Source organism: Antarcticirhabdus aurantiaca (genome assembly GCF_009765365.1).
Lineage (GTDB): Bacteria > Pseudomonadota > Alphaproteobacteria > Rhizobiales > Rhizobiaceae > Antarcticirhabdus > Antarcticirhabdus aurantiaca.
On sequence record NZ_VTOM01000022.1, the window covers coordinates 66653 to 90986 of the forward strand.

The window sequence follows — 24334 nt, forward strand, 5'->3', positions numbered from 1 at the left end:
AGCGTCCGCAGCGAAGCGGATCGGTTCCGCTCGGGTGGGGAGAGCTTCGGCGAAGGCTGGCGGCACGCAGGCGACCCTAAGATGATGGATGGCCGGAGCGAACCGGCCGATGAAAGTGAAGCGCAGCCTGAACCCGGAACGTCGTCCGGGGCGCGCTGGAGGCCCTTCGAACGTCACTTCGAAGGGATGGAAACGTTGAGGCTTGAAACCCGAAGGGCGTACCTGCCGGGCCGGCCGCGGCGCCTGCGACCTTCGCGAGGTCGATCGCTTGCCTCGTGAGACCGGCCATCTCGACACCCGAGCCGACTCGGACGTTCTGCAGCCTCAAACCGCTTGTAGGATTTGTGATCTGAATAAACAAGTGGCGCGGTCCTGCCGATGCCCGGCCGACAGGCACGGGCCAGCTTCACCGGTTTTGGATCGGCGCGGGCGCGCGGGAACGGACGAGCGGGGTTCGACGAGATGGGGGCGAGCGTGATGCTGCGATGGCTGCTGGCGGTTCTGGCGCTCACGGCGACCGCGTTGTCGCCCGCGAGCGCGACGAGCGTCGTCGAGGCCATCGAGCAGACATCGTCGGCCGAGGCGCTGCGCTGGGTGCTCGACCTCGACGCGGCGGCCGACGCCCGGCTGATCGCCCTGACCGGTCCCAATCGCATCGTCCTCGATCTCACCGACACGGTCACCGCGGTCGCGCTGCCGGCGCCGGAAGGCGGCCTCGTCACGGCCATCAAGCACGGCCTCGCCGGCGAGGATCGCTACCGCATCATCTTCACGCTCGCGCGTCCCGTCGCCGCCTCCGTGCAGGCGGTGGCGCTGCCCGCCGGGCCGGGGCTCGAACTGGAGCTGCGGGCGAGCGGCGCAAAGACCTCGAGCATCGTCGGCGGGCCGGCGACGGTCGCCTCGGCCTCGGCCGCCCGGGAGGCGGAAACGCCGAGGACGGCGCGGCACGTCATCGTCGTGGATGCGGGCCACGGCGGGGAGGACGAAGGCGCCGAGGGGGCGGCCGGCACGATGGAGAAGGACGTGAACCTCGCCTTCGCCAAGGCCCTGTCCGCTGAGCTGGAGTCCCACGACGACATCGACGTCGTGCTGACGCGCGAGGACGACACCTTCATCCCGCTGTCCGAGCGCGCCGCGGTCGCGCGCAAGGCGGAGGCCGACCTCTTCATCTCGATCCATGCCGATTCCATCCGCTACCCCGAACTGCGCGGGGCGACGGTCTACACCCTGTCCGCCCGCGCTTCCGACGAGTTGTCGCGGCAGGTGGCGGATTCGGAAAACGCCGCCGACCGCTTCGCCGACCCGCGCTTCGCGGAGGCGCCGGAGATCGTCGACATCCTGGTCGACCTGACGCGCCGCGAAACGATCGGCTTTTCCGAGCACTTCGCAACCGACCTCGTGCGGCGGCTCGGCGAAGCCAACGTTCGCTTGATCAAGAACCCGAAGCGCTCGGCGGGCTTCCGGGTGCTCACCGCCCCGGACGTGCCGTCCGTTCTGGTCGAGCTCGGCTACCTGTCGAACAAGGAGGACGAGAAGCTCCTCAAGAGCGATGCGTGGCGCCGCGAGACCGCGCGCATCATGGGCGCGGCGGTCGCGGACTACATCAAGGGGCGGACGCGGCCCACCAACCGAAGCTGACCGGGCCATGTGGCGGATGAGCCACAAACTTTTCGCGCCGCAGGCCGGCGGCCACGCTAAACCATGCGCTCGCCGCATTTCTTCGCCATCCGCAGTGTTGTAAGCGAAGTCGCAGGTTGAGCCATCGCGCGGACGCGGGTCGTCCGGCGGCGATCGCGACCGCGCAGCGCCGATGTCAGGAAAGCGGGATCGATGATCAGACTCATTGGCTATTTCTTCGGCATCGGAGCGGTGTTCTTCCTGCTCGTCGCCGGCGGGGTCGCCTGGTATCTCGACAAAGTCGCGTCCGACCTGCCCGACTATCAGGTGCTGGCGAACTACGAGCCGCCGGTCACGACGCGCGTCCACGCCTCGGACGGTTCGCTGATGGCCGAGTACGCGCGTCAGCGCCGGCTCTACCTGCCGATCCAGGCCATTCCCGAGCGGGTCAAGGAAGCCTTCCTCTCGGCCGAGGACAAGAACTTCTACTCGCATCCCGGCATCGACGTGGAAGGCGTCGGACGCGCCGTGCTGGTGCTCGCCAAGGGCGGCCGGATGCAGGGCGCCTCGACCATCACGCAGCAGGTGGCGAAGAACTTCCTCCTGACCAACGAGCGCACCTTCGACCGCAAGATCAAGGAAGCGATCCTGGCGGTGCGCATCGAGCAGTCCTATTCCAAGGACCGCATCCTGGAGCTCTACCTCAACGAGATCTATCTCGGCATGGGCTCCTACGGCGTCGCGGCCGCCGCGCTCGCCTACTTCGACAAGTCGGTGAACGAGCTGACGCTCGAGGAGGCGGCCTATCTCGCCGCGCTGCCCAAGGCGCCGGAGAACTACAATCCCTTCCGCAGTGCCGACCGCGCCATCGAGCGGCGCAACTGGGTCATCGACCAGATGGAGGCGAACGGCTTCGCCACCGCCGCCGAGGCGAGCGAAGCCCGCGCCAAGCCGCTGACCGTCAATCCGAACCGCAGCGGCACCTATCTCGCCTCGTCCGAATATTTCACCGAGGAGGTTCGCCGCGAGATCGGCGCCCGCTACGGCATCGACAAGCTCTACGACGGCGGCTTGTCGGTGCGCACCACGCTCGACCCGAAGCTCCAGACCTATGCGCGCGCGGCGCTGCAGAAGGCGCTTTTGAACTTCGACGAAGCGCGCGGCTATCGCGGCCCGGTGACCCGCATCGATATCGCGAGCGACTGGGGCGTGCCGCTCGGCGAGGTGAAAGCCTTCTCGGACGTGCCGGAATGGCGCCTCGCCGTGGTGCTGTCGGCCGAGAACGACTCCGTCTCGATCGGCCTTCAGCCGCGCCGCGAGGTGTCCGGCGCGCTGTCCGCCGAGCGTGAGGTCGGCACGATCGCGCTCGGCAACATGCGCTGGGCGCTGAACCTCCAGACGCCCGAGCGCTCCGGCCGCGTGCGCGGCGCCGACGACGTGGTGGCGCGGGGCGACGTTGTCTACGTCCAGGATACCGACGACGGATGGCGCCTGCGCCAGCCGCCGAAGGTCCAGGGCGCGCTGGTCGCCATGGATCCCACCACCGGCCGCGTGCTGGCGATGATGGGCGGCTTCTCCTACGCCGAGTCCGAGTTCAACCGCGCGACGCAGGCGATGCGCCAGCCGGGCTCGTCCTTCAAGCCCGTCGTCTACGCCGCGGCCCTCGACAACGGCTACACGCCGGCCTCGGTGATCCTCGACGCCCCGATCTCGCTGCCGGACGGCAATGGCGGCTACTGGGAGCCGAAGAACTACGGCGGTGAAGCCGCCGGTCCCTCGACGCTGCGCCTCGGCATCGAGAAGAGCCGCAACCTGATGACCGTGCGTCTCGCCAAGGACATGGGCATGAAGCTCGTGGCCGAATACGCCCACCGCTTCGGCATCTACGACAACCTTGCGCCCTACCTGCCGATGTCGCTGGGCGCGGGCGAGACCACCGTCATGCGCATGGTCTCGGCCTATTCAGTTATGGCGAATGGTGGCCGCTCGATCGAGCCCTCGCTGATCGACCGCGTCCAGGACCGGTACGGGCGCACCATCTATCGCCACGACCAGCGCCGCTGCGACGAGTGCAACGCCGCCGAATGGCACGAGCAGCTGGAGCCGCAGCTCGTCGACGACCGCCAGCAGGTGCTCGACCCGATGACGGCCTACCAGATCACCTCGATGATGGAGGGCGTGGTCGAGCGCGGCACGGCGACGCTCGTCAAGGAGCTCGGCCGTCCGGTCGCCGGCAAGACGGGCACCACCAACGACGAGAAGGACGCCTGGTTCGTCGGCTACACGCCGAGCCTCGTGACCGGCGTTTATCTCGGCTACGACAATCCGCAGCCGATGGGCCACGGCTCCACCGGCGGTGGGCTCGCCGCGCCGGTCTTCGTGGACTTCATGGCGAAGGCGCTGGACGGCACGCCGCCGGTGCCGTTCAAGGTGCCGGCGGGCATGACCCTCGTCTCGGTCGACCGACGCTCGGGCATGGCCTCGAAGGGGGCCGGCTCGATCATCGAGGCCTTCAAGCCGGGCACGGGCCCCTCCGACGTCTACAACGTCATCGGCATGGACTCGATGGCGGCCTCCGACTTCCCGCCGGCGCAGATCTCCCCGGAAGCCGAGCAGGCCATCGTGCAGGGCGGGGCTGGCGGCCTGTTCTGACCGCGCCTACCTCAGGAGCAGCGGCCTTGTCGGCGCGGGTCGCTTCCCGTAACACGCGCCGACCGCCCCTTCAGCGGGGCAGGGCCGACACCCGCAGCATCGCATGAAAAGGAGTGCGCCTTGCGCGCCGAAATCGAGAACATCGTCGACGAAATCAAGCAGGCCATAAGCCTGCTGAGGAGGCATCTTTGACTGGGATCAGTCCCTCCGCCGGCTCGAACTTCTGAACAGCAAGGCCGAGGATCCGTCCATCTGGAACGATCCGGCCGAGGCCCAGGAGCTGATGCGCGAGCGCCAGCAGCTGGACGATACCGTCGCGGCCATCCGCGGCATGGAGCAGCGCCTCGCCGACAACGTCGAGCTCATCGAGATGGGCGAGGCCGAGGGCGACGCGGACATCGTCCGGGAAGCCGAAGCCGGCATCCGCGAGATCCAGGGCGAAGTCGCCAAGCGCCAGATCGACACGCTCCTGTCGGGCGAGGCCGACGGCAACGACACCTATGTCGAGGTGCATTCGGGCGCCGGCGGCACGGAGAGCCAGGACTGGGCCTCGATGCTCCTGCGCATGTACACGCGCTGGGCCGAGCGTTCGAAGTACAAGGTGGAGCTCCTGGAGGAGCATGCCGGCGAAGAAGCGGGCATCAAGTCCGCGACGCTCCTGTTCAAGGGCCACAACGCCTATGGGCGGATGAAGACCGAGTCGGGCGTCCATCGCCTGGTGCGGATCTCGCCCTATGACAGCCAGGCGCGGCGGCACACCTCTTTCGCCAGCGTTTGGGTCTACCCGGTGGTGGACGACTCGATCGACATCCAGGTCAACGAGTCGGACTGCCGCATCGACACCTACCGTTCGTCGGGCGCCGGCGGCCAGCACGTCAATACGACGGACTCGGCGGTGCGCATCACGCACTTGCCGACCGGCATCGTGGTGGCCTGTCAGCAGGAGCGTTCGCAGCACAAGAACCGGGCGACCGCCTGGAACATGCTGCGCGCGCGCCTCTACGAGGCCGAGTTGGAGAAGCGCGAGGCGGCGGCCAATGCCGAAGCCGCGTCGAAGACCGACATCGGCTGGGGCCACCAGATCCGCTCCTACGTCCTGCAGCCGTACCAGATGGTGAAGGACCTTCGCACGGGCGTCGAATCGACGGCGCCGCAGGAGGTTCTGGACGGCGACATCGACGCCTTCATGGAAGCCGCGCTTGCGCAGCGCGTCCATGGCGACGAGGGCGACGAGGTCGCGGACATCGGCTGAACGACACGGTCGGCCGGCTCGGGTGCTCAGCCCAGCCGGCCGATCGCCCGGCCTGCCGACAGAAAGCGGTCGGGATTGAGCGCCGAGCCGTCGCGGCGAATCTCGTAGTGAAGGTGCGGGCCCGTGCTGCGGCCCGTCGAGCCGACGGCTCCGACCGTGTCTCCGGCCTCGATCCAATCGCCGACCGAGACGGCGATCGACGACATGTGCGCGTAGCGCGTCGTCAGCCCGTTGCCGTGATCGACCTCGACCATCTTGCCGTAGCCGCCCGACACGCCGGCCTCGACGACCTTTCCTGGGGCCGTCGCGCGGATCGGGCTGCCGACCGGCGCGGCGAAGTCGACGCCGGCGTGAAGCGCGCTTTTGCCGAGGAACGGATCGCGCCGGACGCCGAAGCCGCTGGAGCGAACGCCCTCCCGCGTCGGCGCGGCGAGCGGCAGCTCGGCCGCCTTGTTCGACACGCGCTCCAGAGTGGTCAGCGCGTCGTCGAGCCGCGCCACGGTCGTTTCGAAATCATCCGGCACGGGCACGAAGGGGCCACCCGTGGCGGCTTCGGTCTCCTTGTCGAGGACGTCGAACCCGGCGGTGCGCAGCGTATCGGCGATGGCGTCGGAGCGCCGCCGCGCGTTCTCGGCGAGCTTCTCGGCTCGCGTCTGCTGCTCGCTGCGCGCGGAACGCACCGCGTCCTCGATCTCGGCGACGAGATTCGTGACCGACGCCGTGTCGCGCAGGCCCGAGATCCGCTCCGGCGCGGCGATCGCCGGAGCCTTCTCCGGCTGCGCCGATCCCCGGTCGACGAGGTCGAAGCGCGAGGCGACGCTGCTGCGTTCGGGAAGGAAGGCGAGGGCGGAGGAGGCGGGGCCGAGAGCATCCGACGCGTCGCCGGTGCGCTGCGGCGCGTTCGCCGTCCCGCGGCTGTCCTCGTCGATCAGTCCGGTCGAGCGCGCCTTCTCGAACATCGGCGCCAGGCGCTCGTAGCGCTCGGCCAGTTCCTCCTGCTGGTCGAGGAGGGTGTCGACCTTGCTCTCCACCATCTTGCGGGTGATCATCTGCCGGCTCGTGGCGTGATCGAGCTGGGATCTCAGCGCCGCGATGCGCGCCTCGTAGACCTGGGCGAGCGACTCCTGCCGCGACACGGCGACGGCCATGAGATCGTCGTTCAGGAAGAGGTAGCCGGCCGATCCGATCAGCGCGGTCGACAGCAGGGTGCCGATGCCCAGGACGGCGCCGAGCGCCCATGGCCTGACGGTGAAATGCCGAACCTTGGCGCCGCGCGCGATGATGATCGTATGCGGTTCCGTTTGTCGGCCGAAGGTGCGGGTCGCGTGATGGGGATGCATGGGATGTCCGGGCCGGCGGGATGAGTCACCGTCCCGGACATAAATCCAGATTAACGTTAATGAGTCCTTCTCGCCGGCAGTCGAAGCTGGATCAGCGCGAAAGCGGCGACAATGACCGGTAAAACGTCGGCGTGAGCCCAGCTTCGGCGCGCGCCCGGTCGTTGAAGGGCGCCTTGACCTCGCCGCGGAAGCATTGCCGGACGAGTTGCTGGAAGCGCTCCGCCGGATTGACGCGCTCGCGGGCGCACAGGAAGCGGAACCACTTGGCGCCGATCGCGACATGCTTCTTCTCGTCGCGATAGATGATGTCGAGGATGGCCGCCGTTTCCGTGTCGCCGACGCTTTCCAGCTTTTCCAGAAGGGACGGCGTCACGTCGAGCCCGCGCGCTTCCAGGATCAGCGGCACGATCGCGAGGCGGGCGGATAGGTCGTGCGCCGTCGCCTCGACGGCCTGCCAAAGCCCGTCATGCGCGTCGAGCGCGCCATAGCGGGAATCCATCCCGACGAGCCGGCGGGACAAGAGGCCGAAGTGCTTCGCCTCCTCCATCGCCACCGTCATCCAGCCGTCGAAGACGGAGCGCGGCACCGGCTGGTCGGCGAAGCGCGCCACGATGTCGAGCGCCAGATCGATGGCATTCAATTCGATATGGGCGAGGGCGTGGATCAGCGCGATCCGGCCTTCCGGCGTGTGGACGGAGCGGCGCTTGACCTTCGTGGGCGAGACCAGCCGCGGCTCGGTTGGACGGCCCGGTCGGCTCGGCAGCGAGGGGTCGGACGGCGCGTGAAGCCCGAGCCGCCGCCCGAACCAGAGGCCGCAGGCCTCGCGCGTGCGCTCGACCTTCTCGTCGAGATCGGCGGCGGCGATCGCGCCGATCGCCGCCTCGCGCAGGGTCGATGGAGCCGCCCACGTCATGCCGGCGCGACCTCGCGGGCGGCCTTCAGCACCTCCTGTGCGTGGCCCGGCACCTTCACCTTCGGCCAGACCCGGCGGATCCGCCCATCCGCCCCGACGAGAACCGTGGTTCGTTCGACGCCCATGTACTTGCGGCCGTACATCGACTTCTCGACCCAGACCCCGAACGCCTCGAGCGAGGTCTTCTCCTCGTCCGACAGAAGCGCCACCGTAAGCGCGTGCTTCTGGCGGAACTTGGCGTGGCTCTTCGGCGAATCCGGCGACACGCCGGCGATCACGACACCCGCCGCCTCGAAATCGCCCGCAAGCGCGCTGAAGGCAACGGCTTCCTGGGTACAGCCGGAGGTGTCATCCTTCGGATAGAAGAAAAGGACGAACGGCTTGCCCACGAAATCCGCGCGCGTCACCGCAGCGCCGTCCGCGCCGACGAAGCTGAAATCCGGGCAGTCCATTCCTTCGGTGAGGGTGCTCATGCGCGTCGTCTCCTTCTCGGGGTTGGATCAGCTACAGACAGGATCGGCCCGATACAATCAAACGGAGGAGGTTATCCTCTCCTGCGACGCGTGCGACCGAGGCCGGGACATGAGGTGTCGTTCATCCCGAAGCCCGTCCCGCCGCTTCGGATCGCGTCGCGCATGAAGGGCGCGACCCTGCGCCTCGTTGCCGGCGTCGGCAGCGCAGTCTGTCTTCTCGCGCTCACGGCAACGATCGGCGCGGTCGCGCTGATCGAGACGAAGGCGGGCCAGGCCTGGCTGCGCGACCAGACGCGCGCTTCGATCGATGCGCTCCTGCCGCGGAACTTCGAGCCGCGCATCGGACATCAGCGCATCTGGTTCGACGAGGACGGCATCGCCGTGATCATGGAGGACGTGTCCTTCGTGCGACACGGCGGACGGCCTGCTTTTTTGTCCGCCGAACGGATCGACGCCGACATCGACATAGGCAACATCCTGTTCGGCCGCGGCGTCGTCGAATCCCTCACGGTCAGCGGTCTCGTCGTGGACGAGGTTGAACTGCAGCAGGCTCTGGGCAGCCTCGGCACGGCGCAAGGCGACCTGTCGGCGACGCTCGACGGCGTCGATGACGCGCTCCTCGGCTTCGCGCAGCGCCTGGAATCGCTCGGCGTCGAGCTTCTGGGAGCGGACGGGCGCGTGGACGGCCCGACCTTCCGATCGGGCACTTTCGCCCTGGCGCTGACCGAGGATGACGGATTCTATCGTCTCGCGGGGAACGGTCGGGCCTTCGAGCGCGACTGGTCGGTGGAGGCTACGCTCAGGGGCGAGGACCGCGAGGCGGGCGAGCCCATCCTCGCCGCCGCGGCGCGCTTCGGCGACCCGCATGCGCCCCTGGCGACCGTCGAGATGTCGGCGGCGCGAGAAGCGGCAAGCGATGCCGGCCGCCTGCAGCTCGGCGGGGCCGTCCATGCCGGACAGGCCGAGATCCGGCTCGCCCTCGCACGCGGCGACGGCGACCGGGAGATCGCGATCGAAGCGCTCGATCTTCGTGGAGCGGAGGGTCCAGGCCTCGAGGCGGGCGGCACGATCGACATGCAGGATCCGGCCCGACCCGTTTTCGCGCTGCGGGGTCGCCCGCTACTCGCGGGCGAGCCGGGCGGGCTCCTGGCGCTTCGCGGCAGGGGCGATCTCGCTGCGCGAGAACTCACTCTCGAAACGCTCGACTACGCGGCGGGCGAAGAAAGACTGGCGGGCAGGGGATCCGTAGGCTTCGCCAAGGGGCCGAATATCGCGCTTTCGTTGGCCGGCTCGGGTCTTTCCAGCGCGACGATCAAAGGCCTGTGGCCGCCATTCGCCGGTCCCGAGGCGCGCGACTGGGTGATGAAGAACGTCGCCGAGGCCGGACGGGTGGAGACCGGAACGATCGAAGTCCATTCGACCGAGGAGAGCGACGTCGCGCCGGACGGACCGATCGGCCCCTTACGCTTCGCGATCGACGGCCGCTTCGCTGGCGCGACCACGAAGACGCTCGGCGACCTGCCGCTCGCGACGCAGGTCGCGGGGAGTCTGCGCGCGGTCAACGGCCGCACCGACGTTCAGATCGACGCCGCGACGATCGATGGCTTTCCCGAGGTCTCGGTGCTGCCGACGACGCTCGCCTTCGACGTGCGGCGCAAGCCCGAGGGCGGCTACCAGACCGACGGCAACCTGTCGCTCGAACTGTCCGGCCCGCTCGCCGACATCGTCCGCATCGCGGACATGAAGCCGGTGTCGATCGTCGAGCGGGCCGGACGCCCGCTCTCGGTGACCGGCGGCCACGGCGAGGTGAGCCTCGGCGCCAGCTTTCATCTCGAGAAGAATCAGCCGCCGGAACGCGTTCTGCGCGGCTACACCGCCATGTTCGTGGTCGACGATCTCGCGGTCGCCGATGCCGTCGGCAAGCACGACCTGACGGAGCTGGACGGTCTCGTCACGCTGTCGCCGGGACTGATCGGCGGCGATCTGCAGGGGCGCGTCGACGGCGTTCCGTCCCGACTCACCTTCTCTCAGCCGTTTGGACGAGAGCCGGTCGGCAAGGAGGAGCTGAACGTCACGCTGACGCCCGAGGCGGCGGACATCCGACGCTTCGTGCCCATGCCGCCCGATCAGTTCGCCGGCCCGGTCACGGCCGAGATCACCAAGCGCGACGGCGCGATGCGGGCGGAGATCGACCTCAGCCGCGCGCGGATCGGCCTGCCCTGGATCGGCTGGAGCAAGGGCGAGGGCGTCGCGGCCAAGGTCGCCTTCGACATCCGCGAGGAAGGCGAAAAAGGCACGCTTCTCGACGAGCTGAAGCTGGAAGGACAAGGCTTCGGCGGCCGCGGCTCGGCGCGCATCGACGCCGACGGGCTTCGTGCCCTGCGGCTCGAGCGCTTGTTCCTCAACGAAGGAGACGATGCGAGTCTCGTCGTCCAGCGCGCCCGGAACGGCTATGCCGTGCAGGTCGGCGGTTCGCGCCTCGACCTGCGCCCGGCGCTCGCGCGTATCCTGCGCCCGGGCGCCGGTGGCGGCGAGGGTGGTGCGAGCACGAAGACCGCGCTCGATCTGTCCCTCACCATCGACGAGGCCCGCGGCTTCGGCGGATCGCGTCTGCGAGACGTGGTCTTGAACTTGTCGCGCGCCGGCGAGCGGATCGTCGCGGCGCGCCTCGACGCGATCGCCGAGAACGGCCAGCCGGTCGCCGCGCAGCTGACGCCGCAGGGGAGCGCGAGCGGCGTCAACATCCAGGCTGGCGACGCCGGCGCCGTGCTGCGCTTCCTCGGCCTCTACGACCGGATGGAAGGCGGAAGCCTCGCCGCGCAGCTCAGCGGCTCGATCGAGAACGGCTTCTCCGGCGGCTGGCGCCTGCGCAACTTCGCGCTCGTCGACGAGCCGCGGCTCGCCAGCCTCGTCGGAACGCCCGTCGCGCAGGACGGACGCTCGCTGCGGGACGTCGTCGGGCCCGTGTCGCGCGCGCTGTTCGATCTGGCGGAAGGAAACGTCGCCTACCAGGGCGGCCGGGTGCGGCTCAGCGACGGCGTCATTCGCGGCGAAGTCTTCGGTTCGAGCTTCGAGGGCGTGGTCGACACCAAGGCGAGCGTCGTCGATATCGCGGGCTCGTTCATGCCGGCCTACAGCGTCAACCGCGTCTTCGGCGCGCTGCCGCTCGTCGGCGGCATCCTGGGCAACGGCAACGAAGGCGGCCTCATCGGCATCACCTACCGCCTTGCCGGCTCGCTGGACGAGCCGACGCTGACGGTGAACCCGGTCTCGCTGATCGCGCCGGGCATCTTCCGGCGCATCTTCGCCTATTGAAGGCTGCCCCGCCTCAGGCGGGGCGCACCAGGACGTGCTTCTTGCGGCCGACCGAGAGCTTGACGACGCCCTCGCGCAAGAGCGCCGGACCGATCGAGAGCCGCTCGTCCGAAACCGGCTCGTCGTTGACGCGCACCGCGCCCCCCTGGACGTGGCGGCGCGCCTCGCCGTTGGAGGAGGCCAGGCCCGCAGCGACGAGGAGACCGAGAAGTCCCATGCCGTTTCCGAAGTCGGAGGCGGGCACCTCGACCGTCGGCAGCGACTGCGCGAGCGCGCCTTCCTCGAAGGTCTGGCGCGCCGTCTCGGCCGCCGCGTCGGCCGCCGCGCGGCCGTGGACGACCGCCGTCGCTTCGGTCGCCAGCACCTTCTTCGCCTCGTTGATCTCCGAGCCGCCGAGAGCCGCGAGACGGGCGATCTTGTCGAGCGGCAATCGGGTGAAGATCTTCAGGAAGCGGCCGACGTCGGCGTCCTCGGTGTTCCGGAAGTACTGCCAGAAATCGTAAGGGCTGAAGAGGTCGCCGTTCAGCCAGACGGCGCCGGAGGCGGACTTGCCCATCTTCTCGCCGCTCGACTTCGTCAGGAGCGGCGTCGTCAGCGCGTAGAGCTGCGAGCCGCCCATGCGGTGGCTGAGGTCGACGCCGTTGATGATGTTGCCCCACTGGTCGGAGCCGCCCATCTGCAGGACCGTACCGTAGCGCCGGTTGAGCTCGGTGAAGTCGTAGCCCTGCATGATCATGTAGTTGAATTCGAGAAAGCTCAGCGACTGCTCGCGGTCGAGCCTGAGCTTCACCGAGTCGAAGCTCAGCATGCGATTGACCGAGAAGTGCCGGCCGACGTCGCGCAGGAACTCGACGTATTTCAGCTCCAGCAGCCAGTCGGCATTGTTGACCATGAGGGCCGGGTTGGAGCCCCCGTAGTTCAGGATGTTGCCGAAGACGCGCTTGATGCCGGCGATGTTGGTGTCGATCTGCTCGGGCGTCAGCAGCTTGCGCTGGTCGTCGCGGAAGGACGGGTCGCCCACCATCGAGGTGCCGCCGCCCATGAGGCTGATCGCCTTGTGGCCCGTTTCCTGGAGCCAGTAGAGCATGGTGACGGAGATGAGGTTGCCGATGTGGATCGACGTCGCCGTGGCGTCGTAGCCGACATAGCCGCTGATCGGCCCCTTCAGGGCGAGGGCGTCGAGCCCGTCCGGGTCGGAGATCTGGTGGATGAATCCGCGCTCGTCGAGGACGCGCAGGAAATCGGACTTGTAGCGGCTCATGTCGGGTGGGCTCGATCGGGAGGGGCAGCTCGGCCCCCGCCTGTCGCGAGGGCCGCCGGAATCACTTCAGGCGCTTGGGGCGCGGGTCGGACAGTTCGCCCGCGAGGCGACGGTCGAGATAGTCGGCGCACTCGCCGATCAGCTCGTCGGTGTGGTCGTTGAAGAAGTGGTTGGCGCCCTCGAGCGTCTTCTGGGTGATCAGGATGCCCTTCTGCGTCTTCAGCTTGTCGACCAGCGTCTGGACGTCCTTCGGCGGCGCCACCCGGTCCTTGTCGCCGTGGATGATGAGGCCGGAGGAGGGGCAGGGAGCGAGGAAGGAGAAGTCGTAGGAGTTCGGCTGCGGGGCGATCGAGAAGAAGCCCTCGATCTCGGGACGGCGCATCAGGAGCTGCATGCCGATCCAGGAGCCGAAGGAGTAGCCGGCCACCCAGCACTGCTTCGAATCGGGGTGGATGCTCTGCACCCAGTCGAGCGCGGACGCCGCGTCGGACAGTTCGCCCGAGCCGTGGTCGAACTCGCCCTGGCTGCGGCCGATGCCGCGGAAATTGAAGCGCAGCGTCGTGAAGCCGCGTTCCACGAACATGTAGAACAGCTTATAGACGATCTGGTTGTTCATCGTGCCGCCGAAGCGCGGGTGCGGGTGCAGAACGATCGCGATGGGCGCGTTCTTCTCCTTCCCGGCCTGGTAGCGGCCTTCGAGGCGGCCCGCGGGGCCGTTGAAGATGACTTCGGGCATGGACGTGTCCTATAAGGCGTCGGCGATCCGCCGCGCTTGACGGGCGGCAGGGCCGCTTCTAGTTTCTTGTTTAGAATGATTCAAAACTGAAAGGCTCGGCGCGACCGCTATGTAGTCGCCCCGGGCCTGCCGATTCAAGAAAATACGGGATCGGACACGTTTTCGAAGGGATGCCTTCCGCGCCATGACAGGGTCGCACGGCCGCATCTATCTCGACCACAACGCCACCGCGCCGCTTCTGCCCGAAGCGCGCGAGGCGCTGCTGCGCGCGCTCGACCTGTCGGCCAACCCGTCCTCCGTCCATCGCGAGGGTCGCTCGGCGCGGCGCCTGGTCGAGGATGCACGGGACGCCGTCGGAGCGCTGGCGGGGGTTGCTGCCGAGTGCGTCGTCTTCGCGAGCGGCGCGACGGAAGCGGCCGCGACCTGCCTCGGGGCCGAGTGGCTCGTCGGCGGCGAAACCGCGAGCGTATCGCGGCTCGCGGTTTTGGCGGGCGACCATCCGGCGACGCGGCTCGGCGGGCGGTTCGATCCGGCGCGGGTGAGCGTGCTGCCGGTCGGGGCAGACGGTGTGGTCGATCTCGCGGCGCTCGACGTCTGGCTCGATTCGCTCGGCGCAGACGAATATGGCCTCGTTGCGGTCGGCCTCGCCAACGGGGAGACCGGCGTGGTGCAGCCGGCGGCGGAGATCACATCGCGCCTCGCCGGGCGGCGCGCGCTGTTCGTGCTCGATGCCGCCCAGGCGGTCGGGCGAATCGATTGCCGCCTCAATTCGTTCGGCGCGGACGCGCTGATCCTGTCCGGGCACAAGCTCGGCGCGGCGCAGGGCGTCGGCGCGATCGTGCTGCGCGACGAATCGACCCGCCCGGTGCCGCTCGTTCGCGGCGGCGGCCAGCAGAAGGGCCGGCGCGGCGGGACGGAACCGGTGGCGCTGATCGCGAGCCTCGGCGCCGCCGCGCGCGTGGCGGCCGGCGCCGCCGCGGAGATCGCGCGGCAGCGGTCCCTGCGGGACGACTTCGAGTCGTCTTTGGCGGCAAGTGTTCCCGGCACCCGGGTGATCGGCGTCGACGCGCGCGAGCGGCTGCCGAACACCAGCTTCCTTCACCATCCCGCCATCAAGTCGGACACCGCGCAGATCGCGCTTGACCTCGCGGGCTTCGCGGTGTCCAGCGGTTCGGCCTGCTCGTCCGGCAAGGTATCGCGCAGCGAGGCGCTGGCGGCGATGGCCGAGGCCGGGCTTGACGTCGATCCAGCGATCGGCGCGCTGCGGATCAGCATCGGCCGCGCGACGCGCCAGGACGACCTCGACGCCTTCCTTTCGCGCTACGCCGCTCTCGCCGGAAGCGGAGCGCGCGCGGCCGCCTGAACGAATGCCCGAAGGGGCCGTTCGCAGGCCTAAAAACTTGAGTTGGCGGCGCCTAAATAGGGGTGGCGCCGCACGAAACGCATCGAAGACTGCCGCCGGGCTCAAGGCTCGGCCCCGAGGAGACGCCCATGCCCGCTGTCCAGGAAACCATCGATACGGTCGCCCGCATCGACGTCGATCAGTACAAGTACGGCTTCGAGACGCTGATCGAGATGGACGTGGCCCCCAAGGGCCTGAACGAGGACACGATCCGCCTCATCTCGGCCAAGAAGAACGAGCCGGAATGGATGCTCGAATGGCGTCTTCAGGCCTTCGAGCGCTGGAAGACGATGGAGAGCCCGGACTGGGCGCGCCTCGACTATCCCGCCATCGACTTCCAGGACATCCACTACTACGCCGCGCCTAAATCCATGTCGGGCCCGAAGTCGCTGGACGAGGTCGACCCCGAGATCCTACGCACCTACGAGAAGCTCGGCATCCCGCTGAAGGAGCAGGAGATCCTCGCCGGCGTGCGCCGGGCCGACGAGCCGTCCGAGTTCGGCTCGGAGGATGATTCCAGCGTGCCGCCTTCGGAAGGCTCCTACGGCCGTCGCGTCGCGGTCGACGCGGTGTTCGACTCGGTCTCCGTCGCGACCACCTTCAAGAAGGAGCTGCAGAAGGCCGGCGTGATCTTCATGCCGATCTCCGAGGCGATCCGCGAATATCCGGACCTGGTGCGCCAGTACCTCGGCACGGTCGTGCCCGTGTCCGACAACTTCTTCGCCACGATGAACTCGGCCGTCTTCACCGACGGCTCCTTCGTCTACATCCCGCCGGGCGTGCGCTGCCCGATGGAGCTGTCGACCTATTTCCGCATCAACGAGCGCAACACCGGCCAGTTCGAGCGCACGCTGATCATCGCCGACAAGGGCTCCTACGTCTCGTACCTCGAAGGCTGCACGGCGCCGCAGCGCGACGAGAACCAGCTGCACGCGGCCGTGGTCGAGCTCGTCGCGCTGGACGATGCCGAGATCAAGTACTCCACCGTCCAGAACTGGTACCCCGGTGACAAGGACGGCAAGGGCGGCATCTACAACTTCGTCACCAAGCGCGGCGATTGCCGCGGCGCGAACTCGCGCATCTCCTGGACGCAGGTTGAGACCGGCTCGGCGATCACCTGGAAATACCCGTCCTGCATCCTGCGCGGCGACGGCTCGCGCGGCGAGTTCTACTCGATCGCCGTGTCGAACGGGCGCCAGCAGGTCGATTCGGGCACCAAGATGATCCACCTCGGCAAGAACACGTCGAGCCGCATCATCTCCAAAGGCATTTCGGCCGGCCGGTCGAGCAACACCTATCGCGGCCAAGTGACGGCCAACCGCCGCGCCGCCAACGCCCGCAACTTCACGCAGTGCGACTCGCTGCTGATCGGCGAGGAGTGCGGCGCCCACACCGTGCCCTACATCGAGGCGCGCAACGCCACGGCGCAGTTCGAGCACGAGGCGACCACCTCCAAGATCTCCGAGGACCAGCTGTTCTACTGCATGCAGCGCGGCATCCCGGAGGAGGAGGCCGTGGCGCTGATCGTCAACGGCTTCGTCAAGGACGTCATTCAGCAGCTGCCGATGGAGTTCGCCGTCGAGGCGCAGAAGCTCATCGGCGTCAGCCTCGAAGGCTCGGTCGGCTGACCGGCCGCCGCCCATCCTGATCGCGGAGCCGGCGGGACGCCGGCTCCCCTCGCAACACAGCGCCAAAGAACCATCATGTTGGAAATCAAGAACCTTCACGCGCGCGTCGCCGAGACCGGCACCGAGATCCTGCGCGGCATCGACCTCAAGGTCGAGGCCGGCGAGGTGGCCGCGATCATGGGGCCGAACGGCTCCGGCAAGTCGACCCTGTCCTACATCCTCGCCGGCCGCGAGGACTACGAGGTGACCCAGGGCGATATCCTCTTCAACGGCGAGTCGATCCTGGAGATGGACCCGGCCGAGCGCGCGGCCTCGGGCGTGTTCCTGGCCTTCCAGTACCCGCTGGAGATCCCCGGCGTCGCCACCATGACCTTCCTCAAGACGGCCGTGAACGCCCAACGCAAGGCGCGCGGCGAAAGCGAGCTGACGACCCCGGACTTTCTGCGTCGCGTGAAGACCTCCGCCGCCGATCTCAAGATCGACATGGACATGCTCAAGCGTCCGCTCAACGTCGGCTTTTCCGGCGGCGAGAAGAAGCGCGCCGAGATCCTCCAGATGGCGCTGCTCCAGCCGTCGCTCTGCGTCATGGACGAGACCGACTCCGGCCTCGACATCGACGCGCTGAAGATCGTCTCCGACGGCGTCAACGCGCTGCGCGGGCCGGACCGCGCCTTCCTCGTCATCACCCACTACCAGCGCCTGCTCGACCACATCGTGCCGGACACGGTGCACGTCCTCTACAAGGGCCGCATCATCCGCTCGGGCGACAAGTCGCTGGCGCTGACCCTCGAGAACGAGGGCTACGCCCAGATCATCGGCGAGGCGGCCTGAACGCCATGACGGTTCACCAGCTCCGCCCCAGAACTCCTGCCGAGTCCGCGCTGTTCGCGCTGGCGCCGGCCGCGCCCGCCGCGGTCCACGCGCAGGCGGCCCTCGATGCGCTGCATCGCGAGGGCCTGCCCAACCGCCGCGTCGAAGCTTGGCACTACACCGACCTGCGCCAGCTCATCGCGCGCGCGACGAGCGGTGCCGTCGAGGCCGGACAGGCCGACGACGTCCTCGCGCCGCTGCTCGCCGGCAGCCTCGTCGTCGAGCTCGGCGCCGGCACCGCGCCGTCCGGCGCCGACCGTGACGGGCTGAGCCTCGCGCACACCGGCGACAGCGCCGACTGGCGGACCTCGCCGAACCACCTCGACCGCCCGGTCGACACGGTGCGCCTCCTCAACGCCGCCTTCGGCGCGACCGCCGTGCGCGTTTCCGTCGAAGCCGGCACCGAGCTGCCGCCGATCGAGCTGCGGGCGCAAGGCGCGGCGGCCGGCGCGCATGGCTTCGCCATCTGCGACGTCGCGGCGGGCGCCAAGGCCGTCATCGTCGAGCGCCTGTCCGCCAATGCCGGCGGCGCGCCGTTCTCGACGGGCGTGTCGAACCTCGACATCGGCGACGGCGCCGAGGTGCTGTGGATCGTCGACCAGACGAAGTCGGCCGGCGACACGCATCTCGGCCAGCTCAACGTGCGCATCGGCGCCGACGCCCGCTTCAAGCTCTTCGTCCTGAACGCCGGCGGCGCCTTGGTGCGCTACGAGGTGCATTCGGTGACGGTGGGCGAGGGTGCCGACATCGCCATCCGCGGCGTCAACCTCCTGCGCGACAAGCAGCACGTCGACGTCACGACCACGCTGGTCCACGCCGTTCCGCACACCACGGCGACGGAAGTGTTCCGCAACGTCGTCACCGGCGGCACGGGTGTCTTCCAGGGCATGATCAAGGTCGCGCCCGGCGCCCAGAAGACCGACGCGAAGATGGCCTGCAACTCGCTGCTTCTCTCCGACGAGGGCGAGTTCCTGGCCAAGCCCGAGCTGGAGATCTTCGCCGACGACGTCCAGTGCGGCCACGGCGCGACGGCCGGCGAGATCAACGAGGACCACCTCTTCTACCTCATGAGCCGCGGCATTCCCGAGGCATCGGCGCGCGCGCTGCTCGTGAAGGCCTTCGTCGCCGAGGTCGTCGAGGAGCTGGAGCACGAGGCGGCCGTCGAAGCGCTGGAAGCGCGGATCGACGCCTGGCTGGAGTTGAGCGCATGAACGCCCCCGTCCTCGCGGCTGCCGGATCGGACCTCGCCTACGACGTCGAGGCCGTGCGCCGCGACTTCCCGATCCTGTCGCGCGAGGTCTACGGCAAGCCGCTCGTCTACCTCGACAGCGGCGCCTCGGCCCAGAAGCCGCAGGCGATGCTCGACGCGATCACGAAGGCCTACAGCCACGAATACGCCAACGTTCATCGCGGCCTTCACTTCCTGTCGAACAAGGCGACGGAGGAGTTCGAAGCCGCGCGCGAGACCGTGCGCGCCTTCCTGAACGCGGCCAGCGCCGAGGAGATCGTGTTCACCCGCTCGGCGACCGAGGCGATCAACCTCGTCGCCTACGGCTACGGCATGCCGGAGATCGGGGAGGGCGACGAGATCGTCCTCACGATCATGGAGCACCACTCCAACATCGTGCCCTGGCACTTCATCCGCGAGCGGCAGGGCGCCAAGCTCGTCTTCGTGCCCGTCGAGGACGACGGCTCGATCTCGGCCGAGGCCTTCGAGCGGGCGATCACGCCGCGGACCAAGCTCGTCGCCATGACGCACATGTCGAACGTGCTGGGCACGGTGACGCCGGTGAAGGCCGTGGTCGAGATGGCGCATGCCCGCGGCATCCCCGTCCTCGTCGACGGCAGCCAGGGCGCCGTCCATCTGCCGGTCGACGTGCAGGATCTCGGCTGCGACTTCTACGTCTTCACCGGCCACAAGACCTACGGACCCTCGGGCATCGGCGTGCTCTACGGCCGGCGCGACATGCTGGAGCGCATGCGCCCCTTCAACGGCGGCGGCGAGATGATCGTCGAGGTGACGGAGGACATCGTCACCTACAACGCGCCGCCGCACCGCTTCGAGGCCGGCACGCCGCCGATCGTCCAGGCGATCGGCCTAGCGGCCTCGCTCGACTACATGGGCCGCATCGGCCGCGAGGCGATCGCCGCGCACGAGGAGAAGGTCGGAGCCTACGCGCACGAGCGGCTCGGGGCGATCAACTCGCTCCGTATCTACGGCCGGGCGCCGGGCAAGGGCGCGATCGTCTCCTTCGATCTCGAAGGCATTCACGCCCACGACGTGTCGATGGTGATCGACCGCGAGGGCGTGGCGGTGCGGGCGGGCACGCATTGTGCCCAGCCGCTGCTGAAGCGCTTCGGCGCGACGTCGACCTGCCGGGCGTCCTTCGGTATGTACAACACGCTGGCCGAGGTCGATCGCCTCGCCGAGGCGCTGGAAAAGGCGCGGCGCTTCTTCGCCTGACGAGCGGGAAGCGGCATCTGGAACGGAACGACACGATGGACGACGCTGCCAACGAGAAGCCGGCCGCCGACGACAGCGCGAGCGCCAACATCGCCATGGCGAGCGGGAGCGCGGCGAAGGAGTCGGCGATTCCCGCCGAGGAGCTGTCGCAGCTCACCAGCGACATCATCGGCGCGCTGAAGACGGTCTACGATCCCGAGATTCCGGCCGACATCTACGAGCTCGGCCTCATCTACAAGATCGATATCGACGACGACCGCAAGGTCGACATCGAGATGACGCTGACCGCTCCGGGCTGCCCCGTCGCCGGCGAGATGCCGGGTTGGGTCGAGAACGCCGTCGGCTCCGTCGCCGGCGTGCAGGAGGTCCACGTCGAGCTGGTCTTCGATCCGCCCTGGACGCCCGAGCGCATGAGCGAGGAAGCCCAGGTCGCCGTCGGCTGGTTCTGACCTTGCCGTTCACCGCCGTGCGGCTTGCGCCGCGGGGCGAGAATGGCCATTTTCGGGCTTGGGAATGACGGCGCCAGACGGGCGCCGAGAAGGAGTGCAGCCATGGGCCGCTTTGCCGTGATGAGCATGACCGATGCCGCGGCCGACCGCGTGCGCGACATCGTCGCCGCCAAGGGCGGCGACGTGATCGGGGTGCGCGTCGGCGTGAAGAAGGGCGGCTGCGCCGGCATGGAATACACCGTCGAGGCCGCGACCGCGCCGCGCCCCAACGAGGACGTGGTGGAGCACGAAGGTGCCCGCGTCTTCGTCGCGCCCGAGGCCGTCCTGTTCCTGCTCGGCACGCAGATGGGCTACGAGCAGACCGTGCTGCGCTCGGGCTTCACCTTCAGCAATCCGAACCAGACCTCAGCCTGCGGCTGCGGCGAATCGGTCGAGTTGAAGCCCGCCGACCTCGAGGCCATCGCTGCGGCCCGCTCGGCGGCCTGACACCCGATGGACGACGCGACGCTCGAGGAGCTGTTCGCGTCGCTCGACGCAGTCTCCATCCGCCGCATGTTCGGCGGCAAAGGCATCTACAGCGACGGCCGCATCATTGCCGTCGTGCTGGACGGCGAACTCTTCCTGAAGACGGACGCGGAGACCGCCGCGCGCTTCGAAGACGCGGGATCGCGGCGCTGGACCTATGCGCGCGAGGGCCGGTCGCCGGTCGCCATGCCCTATCACGCGCTGCCCGACGAGGCCCTCGACGATCCCGACGTCATGGCGGAATGGGCGCGGCTTGCCGTCGAGGCGTCGATACGGGCCGCGTCCGCCAAGTCCGGCGCGCGCCGTCACAAGGGCGTTATGCCGGCAACCTAAGGATGGATCATCGCGAAACCGCCGGAGATCCGCTCATGAAAACCTCGCTTCTCGTTCTTGCCGCCCTGTCCGCGATGACCGCGCCCGCATTGAGCCAGGAGAGCCGGGTCGACGAGATCCTCGACCGCCTGCGCAACGCCAATCAGCACCGCGACCACGTCATGGTCGTCGCTCATCGCGGCAGCTGGTGGAAGGACGGCGAGATCGTCGAGGCCGAGAACTCGATCGCGTCCATCGAGCGCTCCGTGCGCCTCGGCGTCGAGATGGTGGAGCTCGACGTCCAGAAGACCTCCGACGGCCGCTTCGTGATCCTGCACGACAAGACGCTGGAGCGGACCACCACCTGCGGGGGTGCCGTCGCCGAGAAGACCTTCGATGAAGTGCGCGAGTGCCGCCTTGTCGTCGAAGGTACGGGCGAGACCACCGCGGAGACCGTGCCGACGCTGGAGGAAGCTTACGACGCCATTCGCGGACGCATCCTCATGAACGTCGACATCAAGCTCGGCGTCGAGGAATTGGCCGAGGTGATCCGCGTGGCCCACGACATGGGCGTCGACCGCCAGATCGTCACCAAGGCGCGGACAGGCAAGCCGGAGGAGATCGAAGCGGCGCGCGCGACGCTCGCCCGCATCCCGTCGGAGGCGATCTTCATGCCGATCATCGACGACCGCGACGTGAAGGACGTCGATGGCGTCCGCGCGACCTACGACGCCTTCCGTCCGGAGGCCGTGGAGGTGCTGAACCGCTGGAAGGCCGGCACGCCCCTGACCGCCGACGGCGGCATCAACTTCAGCCTGGATGCGAAGGGGCTCGCCGTCGCCAACGACACGCACATCTGGATCAACACGCTGTTCCAGGGCGCCGACGCCAATCTCGCGGGCGGCCGCGGCGATCCGCTGGCGGTGGGTCCGGGCGCGACGCACGAAGGCTGGGGCTTCTGGGTGACGGCGGGGGCGACGATCGTCCAGACCGACGAGCCTGAGGCCCTGGTCGCCTATCTCCAGTCGATCGGGGCGCGCAAGCCCTACGAAACGGATGATGCCCAGGGAGACGGCAAGCCCGCAGCTGCCGAGTAACGATCCGCCTCGCGGCTCAGGCGCCGGGAAAAGCGCGGAGCATGTCGAGACCGTGTGCGGCCCCGAGCGCGAGCGGTGCCGGGGCTGAAGCCGGGTCGAACCAGCCGAGCTCGGCGTGCTTTTCCGGCTCCAGCAGAGCGGGCTCGCCGCTGAAACTCTCCGCCAGGTAGATGAGGCTGATCCAGTGCTGGTCCTCGGCCGCGAGCCGCTGCTCGCTGACGCTGAGGAGGCGGAGCCCGTGCGGCTCGACGCCAACTTCCTCGCGGCATTCGCGCGAGACCGCGCTCTGCGCGTCTTCCATGAAGTCGATCTTGCCGCCGACGAGACTCCAATGTCCCGCCTCGGCAGGCTTACGGCGACGGACGAGCAGCACGTCGCGGCCTCGTCGAAGGATGAGACCGCATCCGACACCGATGAGCCGGGGCGTCACGCCCCGGTGGCAATCAGCATAAAGGCCGGAATGTCGTCACCGAAGCCGACCGGCGAGGGGCCGAGGTCATCGCGGCGGTGGCGATTGTCCGGACCGTTGCCGGGGCGTCCGCGCGGCGGGGGCGCCGGACGGCGGGCCTCGTTGCGCGGCTGACGGGCGGGCGGACGCGTGACTGCGACGGGCGTGATGTCCTCGTCCGCTTCGGGCGTGCGGGCGGCGATCGCCGGCACGAGATCGTCGATCTCGGCCTCGATCTCCACGACCTCCTCGGTCGCGCGATCGTCGCTCTCGCCGCGCCGACTGCGAATCGAGCGATCGGACCCGCGCCCGCCACGGCGGCGCTCGCCTCGTTCGCCACGCTCGCTTCGGTCAGCTGCCCCGCGACGAGCGCCGCGACCGCGCGGAGCCTCCTCGCCCTCGCTCTCAACGATCGTGGTGATGTCGCCGTCCTTCCACTCGATGTCGCGGCCGATGAGCTTGACGATCGCGTCGAGGGGCTTCGAGTCGCCCTTCGTGACGAGGGTGAAGGACTTGCCCGAGCGGCCGGCGCGGCCGGTACGGCCGATGCGGTGGACGTAATCCTCCGCGTGGATGGGCACGTCGAAATTGAAGACGTGGCTGACCATCGGGATGTCGAGGCCACGGGCCGCGACGTCGGAGGCGACGAGCAGCGTCAGCTTGTTGTCGCGGAAGGCCTGCAGCGTCATCATGCGCGCGCGCTGGTCCATGTCGCCGTGCAGCGCGCCGACGGAGAAGCCATGCTTCTCCAGCGAGCGGAAGAGGGTCGAGACGTCCCGCTTACGATTGCAGAAGATGATCGCGTTGGTGAGATCGTCGCCCTGCTCGCGGATGACCTTGCGCAGCGTATCGCGCTTCTCGAAGTCCTTACCCCCAGTGGCCACGAGCTTCTGTTCGACCGTGGCCGCGGTGGAGGCCTGCTTGGCGACCTCGACGCGAACCGGGTTCTGCAGGAACTGCTCGGTGAGACGGGTGATCTCCGGCGGCATGGTCGCGGAGAAGAACAGCGTCTGGCGCGTGAAGGGCAGGAGCTTGCAGATGCGCTCGATGTCCGGGATGAAGCCCATGTCGAGCATGCGATCGGCTTCGTCGATCACCAGGATGTCGACGCCGGTGAGAAGCAGCTTGCCCCGCTCGAAATGGTCGAGAAGGCGGCCGGGCGTCGCGATCAAGACGTCGACGCCGCGATCGAGCTTGCGCTCCTGGTCCTCGAAGGACACGCCGCCGATCAGCAGGGCGACGTTGAGCTTGTGATTCTTGCCGTACTTGTTGAAGGATTCCTCGACCTGCGCGGCGAGCTCGCGGGTGGGCTCGACGATCAGCGTGCGGGGCATACGGGCGCGGGCGCGCCCTTGCTCCAGAAGCGTGATCATCGGCAGGACGAAGGAGGCAGTCTTGCCTGTGCCGGTCTGCGCGATGCCGAGAACGTCGCGACGCTGAAGAGCGTGCGGGATGGCCTCCGCTTGGATCGGCGTGGGCTCGGAATAGCCGGCGGCCTCTACGGCCGAGAGAACCTTGGCGCTGAGGCCGAGTTCGGAGAATTTCGTCAAAACGGAGCTATCTCTTCGGAACGAGTTCGA

The 24334-nt window shown here is 68.6% G+C and carries 20 protein-coding genes; 13 read left to right on the forward strand and 7 right to left on the reverse strand.

Going from position 1 to position 24334, the window contains the following annotated elements; translation table 11 throughout:
• Positions 1-477 precede the first annotated feature (477 nt).
• From FZN60_RS22350 to prfB, 3 genes are all read left to right on the forward strand, one after another.
• Positions 478-1638, forward strand: a complete 1161-nt coding sequence (locus FZN60_RS22350; protein WP_246727073.1) for an N-acetylmuramoyl-L-alanine amidase — start codon at positions 478-480, stop codon at positions 1636-1638.
• A gap of 192 nt (positions 1639-1830) precedes the next feature.
• Positions 1831-4269 carry a penicillin-binding protein 1A gene (locus tag FZN60_RS22355; RefSeq protein ID WP_158875733.1) on the forward strand — a complete coding sequence of 813 codons (2439 nt, stop codon included), beginning with the start codon at positions 1831-1833 and terminating at the stop codon, positions 4267-4269.
• A 120-nt stretch (positions 4270-4389) separates the two neighbouring features.
• Positions 4390-5521, forward strand: a protein-coding gene (prfB, locus tag FZN60_RS22360) for a peptide chain release factor 2 (protein WP_158875734.1) whose coding sequence is annotated in 2 segments (ribosomal slippage) — positions 4390-4458 and positions 4460-5521 — 1131 coding nt in all. Because the reading frame shifts where the segments join, the coding sequence is not laid out codon by codon here.
• 26 nt (positions 5522-5547) lie between these two features.
• Here prfB and FZN60_RS22365 read toward each other — a convergent pair.
• The 3 genes from FZN60_RS22365 to FZN60_RS22375 form a co-directional block, all read right to left on the reverse strand.
• Entirely contained in the window at positions 5548-6861 is a 1314-nt protein-coding gene (locus FZN60_RS22365) for a peptidoglycan DD-metalloendopeptidase family protein (RefSeq protein WP_158875735.1), read from the reverse strand.
• A 91-nt stretch (positions 6862-6952) separates the two neighbouring features.
• A complete protein-coding gene (locus tag FZN60_RS22370; RefSeq protein ID WP_158875736.1) occupies positions 6953-7774 on the reverse strand; it encodes a ferritin-like domain-containing protein in 822 nt (273 codons plus the stop codon).
• Positions 7771-8247 (reverse strand): peroxiredoxin, encoded by a 477-nt coding sequence (locus FZN60_RS22375; protein ID WP_158875737.1) that lies wholly within the window; start codon positions 8245-8247, stop codon positions 7771-7773. The genes FZN60_RS22370 and FZN60_RS22375 overlap by 4 nt, the downstream gene beginning before the upstream one ends.
• A 162-nt stretch (positions 8248-8409) precedes the next feature.
• Here FZN60_RS22375 and FZN60_RS22380 point away from each other — a divergent pair, with 162 nt between their 5' ends.
• Positions 8410-11562, forward strand: coding sequence for a hypothetical protein (locus FZN60_RS22380; protein ID WP_158875738.1), 3153 nt, complete (start codon positions 8410-8412; stop codon positions 11560-11562).
• 13 nt (positions 11563-11575) lie between these two features.
• Here FZN60_RS22380 and tyrS read toward each other — a convergent pair whose 3' ends face one another.
• Entirely contained in the window at positions 11576-12823 is a 1248-nt protein-coding gene (gene tyrS, locus FZN60_RS22385) for a tyrosine--tRNA ligase (protein ID WP_158875739.1), read from the reverse strand.
• A gap of 61 nt (positions 12824-12884) precedes the next feature.
• Positions 12885-13559, reverse strand: a complete 675-nt coding sequence (locus tag FZN60_RS22390) for an alpha/beta hydrolase (protein WP_158875740.1) — start codon at positions 13557-13559, stop codon at positions 12885-12887.
• A 184-nt stretch (positions 13560-13743) separates the two neighbouring features.
• On the opposite strand from FZN60_RS22390, the gene FZN60_RS22395 reads away from it, so the two are divergent.
• The 9 genes from FZN60_RS22395 (at position 13744) to FZN60_RS22435 (ending at position 22306) form a co-directional block, all read left to right on the forward strand.
• Entirely contained in the window at positions 13744-14922 is a 1179-nt protein-coding gene (locus FZN60_RS22395) for a cysteine desulfurase family protein (RefSeq protein WP_158875741.1), read from the forward strand.
• A 128-nt stretch (positions 14923-15050) separates the two neighbouring features.
• A complete protein-coding gene (gene sufB, locus FZN60_RS22400) occupies positions 15051-16589 on the forward strand; it encodes a Fe-S cluster assembly protein SufB (RefSeq protein WP_158875742.1) in 1539 nt (512 codons plus the stop codon).
• Positions 16590-16664: 75 nt separating this feature from the next.
• A complete protein-coding gene (gene sufC / locus FZN60_RS22405) occupies positions 16665-17420 on the forward strand; it encodes a Fe-S cluster assembly ATPase SufC (RefSeq protein ID WP_158875743.1) in 756 nt (251 codons plus the stop codon).
• Between the two features lie 5 nt (positions 17421-17425).
• The gene (sufD, locus tag FZN60_RS22410; protein ID WP_158875744.1) at positions 17426-18670 is read left to right on the forward strand and encodes a Fe-S cluster assembly protein SufD; all 1245 of its coding nucleotides are present in this window, start codon (positions 17426-17428) and stop codon (positions 18668-18670) included.
• Positions 18667-19923: a cysteine desulfurase gene (locus tag FZN60_RS22415; RefSeq protein ID WP_158875745.1), complete on the forward strand. Its 1257-nt coding sequence runs from the start codon at positions 18667-18669 to the stop codon at positions 19921-19923. Before sufD ends, FZN60_RS22415 begins: the two co-directional genes overlap by 4 nt.
• 95 nt (positions 19924-20018) lie before the next feature.
• The gene (locus FZN60_RS22420) at positions 20019-20372 is read left to right on the forward strand and encodes an SUF system Fe-S cluster assembly protein (protein ID WP_246727074.1); all 354 of its coding nucleotides are present in this window, start codon (positions 20019-20021) and stop codon (positions 20370-20372) included.
• A gap of 102 nt (positions 20373-20474) precedes the next feature.
• Entirely contained in the window at positions 20475-20858 is a 384-nt protein-coding gene (gene sufA / locus FZN60_RS22425; RefSeq protein WP_158875747.1) for a Fe-S cluster assembly scaffold SufA, read from the forward strand.
• A gap of 6 nt (positions 20859-20864) precedes the next feature.
• Positions 20865-21230, forward strand: coding sequence for a TfoX/Sxy family protein (locus FZN60_RS22430; RefSeq protein WP_158875748.1), 366 nt, complete (start codon positions 20865-20867; stop codon positions 21228-21230).
• Between the two features lie 35 nt (positions 21231-21265).
• Positions 21266-22306, forward strand: a complete 1041-nt coding sequence (locus FZN60_RS22435; protein ID WP_158875749.1) for a glycerophosphodiester phosphodiesterase family protein — start codon at positions 21266-21268, stop codon at positions 22304-22306.
• Positions 22307-22322: 16 nt separating this feature from the next.
• Here the strand turns inward: FZN60_RS22435 and FZN60_RS22440 are convergent, their stop codons facing one another.
• Positions 22323-22736 (reverse strand): NUDIX domain-containing protein, encoded by a 414-nt coding sequence (locus FZN60_RS22440; protein ID WP_158875750.1) that lies wholly within the window; start codon positions 22734-22736, stop codon positions 22323-22325.
• A complete protein-coding gene (locus FZN60_RS22445) occupies positions 22733-24304 on the reverse strand; it encodes a DEAD/DEAH box helicase (protein WP_246727067.1) in 1572 nt (523 codons plus the stop codon). The genes FZN60_RS22440 and FZN60_RS22445 overlap by 4 nt, the downstream gene beginning before the upstream one ends.
• Positions 24305-24334: the final 30 nt, after the last annotated feature.

Bases quoted from the DNA above. Each gene is read 5' to 3' on its own strand.
- FZN60_RS22350 (WP_246727073.1), top strand. From the start codon at position 478: ATGCTGCGATGGCTGCTGGCGGTTCTGGCGCTCACGGCGACCGCGTTG.
- FZN60_RS22355 (WP_158875733.1), top strand. From the start codon at position 1,831: ATGATCAGACTCATTGGCTATTTCTTCGGCATCGGAGCGGTGTTCTTC.
- FZN60_RS22365 (WP_158875735.1), bottom strand. From the start codon at position 6,861: ATGCATCCCCATCACGCGACCCGCACCTTCGGCCGACAAACGGAACCG.
- FZN60_RS22370 (WP_158875736.1), bottom strand. From the start codon at position 7,774: ATGACGTGGGCGGCTCCATCGACCCTGCGCGAGGCGGCGATCGGCGCG.
- FZN60_RS22375 (WP_158875737.1), bottom strand. From the start codon at position 8,247: ATGAGCACCCTCACCGAAGGAATGGACTGCCCGGATTTCAGCTTCGTC.
- FZN60_RS22380 (WP_158875738.1), top strand. From the start codon at position 8,410: ATGAAGGGCGCGACCCTGCGCCTCGTTGCCGGCGTCGGCAGCGCAGTC.
- tyrS (WP_158875739.1), bottom strand. From the start codon at position 12,823: ATGAGCCGCTACAAGTCCGATTTCCTGCGCGTCCTCGACGAGCGCGGA.
- FZN60_RS22390 (WP_158875740.1), bottom strand. From the start codon at position 13,559: ATGCCCGAAGTCATCTTCAACGGCCCCGCGGGCCGCCTCGAAGGCCGC.
- FZN60_RS22395 (WP_158875741.1), top strand. From the start codon at position 13,744: ATGACAGGGTCGCACGGCCGCATCTATCTCGACCACAACGCCACCGCG.
- sufB (WP_158875742.1), top strand. From the start codon at position 15,051: ATGCCCGCTGTCCAGGAAACCATCGATACGGTCGCCCGCATCGACGTC.
- sufC (WP_158875743.1), top strand. From the start codon at position 16,665: ATGTTGGAAATCAAGAACCTTCACGCGCGCGTCGCCGAGACCGGCACC.
- sufD (WP_158875744.1), top strand. From the start codon at position 17,426: ATGACGGTTCACCAGCTCCGCCCCAGAACTCCTGCCGAGTCCGCGCTG.
- FZN60_RS22415 (WP_158875745.1), top strand. From the start codon at position 18,667: ATGAACGCCCCCGTCCTCGCGGCTGCCGGATCGGACCTCGCCTACGAC.
- FZN60_RS22420 (WP_246727074.1), top strand. From the start codon at position 20,019: ATGGCGAGCGGGAGCGCGGCGAAGGAGTCGGCGATTCCCGCCGAGGAG.
- sufA (WP_158875747.1), top strand. From the start codon at position 20,475: ATGGGCCGCTTTGCCGTGATGAGCATGACCGATGCCGCGGCCGACCGC.
- FZN60_RS22430 (WP_158875748.1), top strand. From the start codon at position 20,865: ATGGACGACGCGACGCTCGAGGAGCTGTTCGCGTCGCTCGACGCAGTC.
- FZN60_RS22435 (WP_158875749.1), top strand. From the start codon at position 21,266: ATGAAAACCTCGCTTCTCGTTCTTGCCGCCCTGTCCGCGATGACCGCG.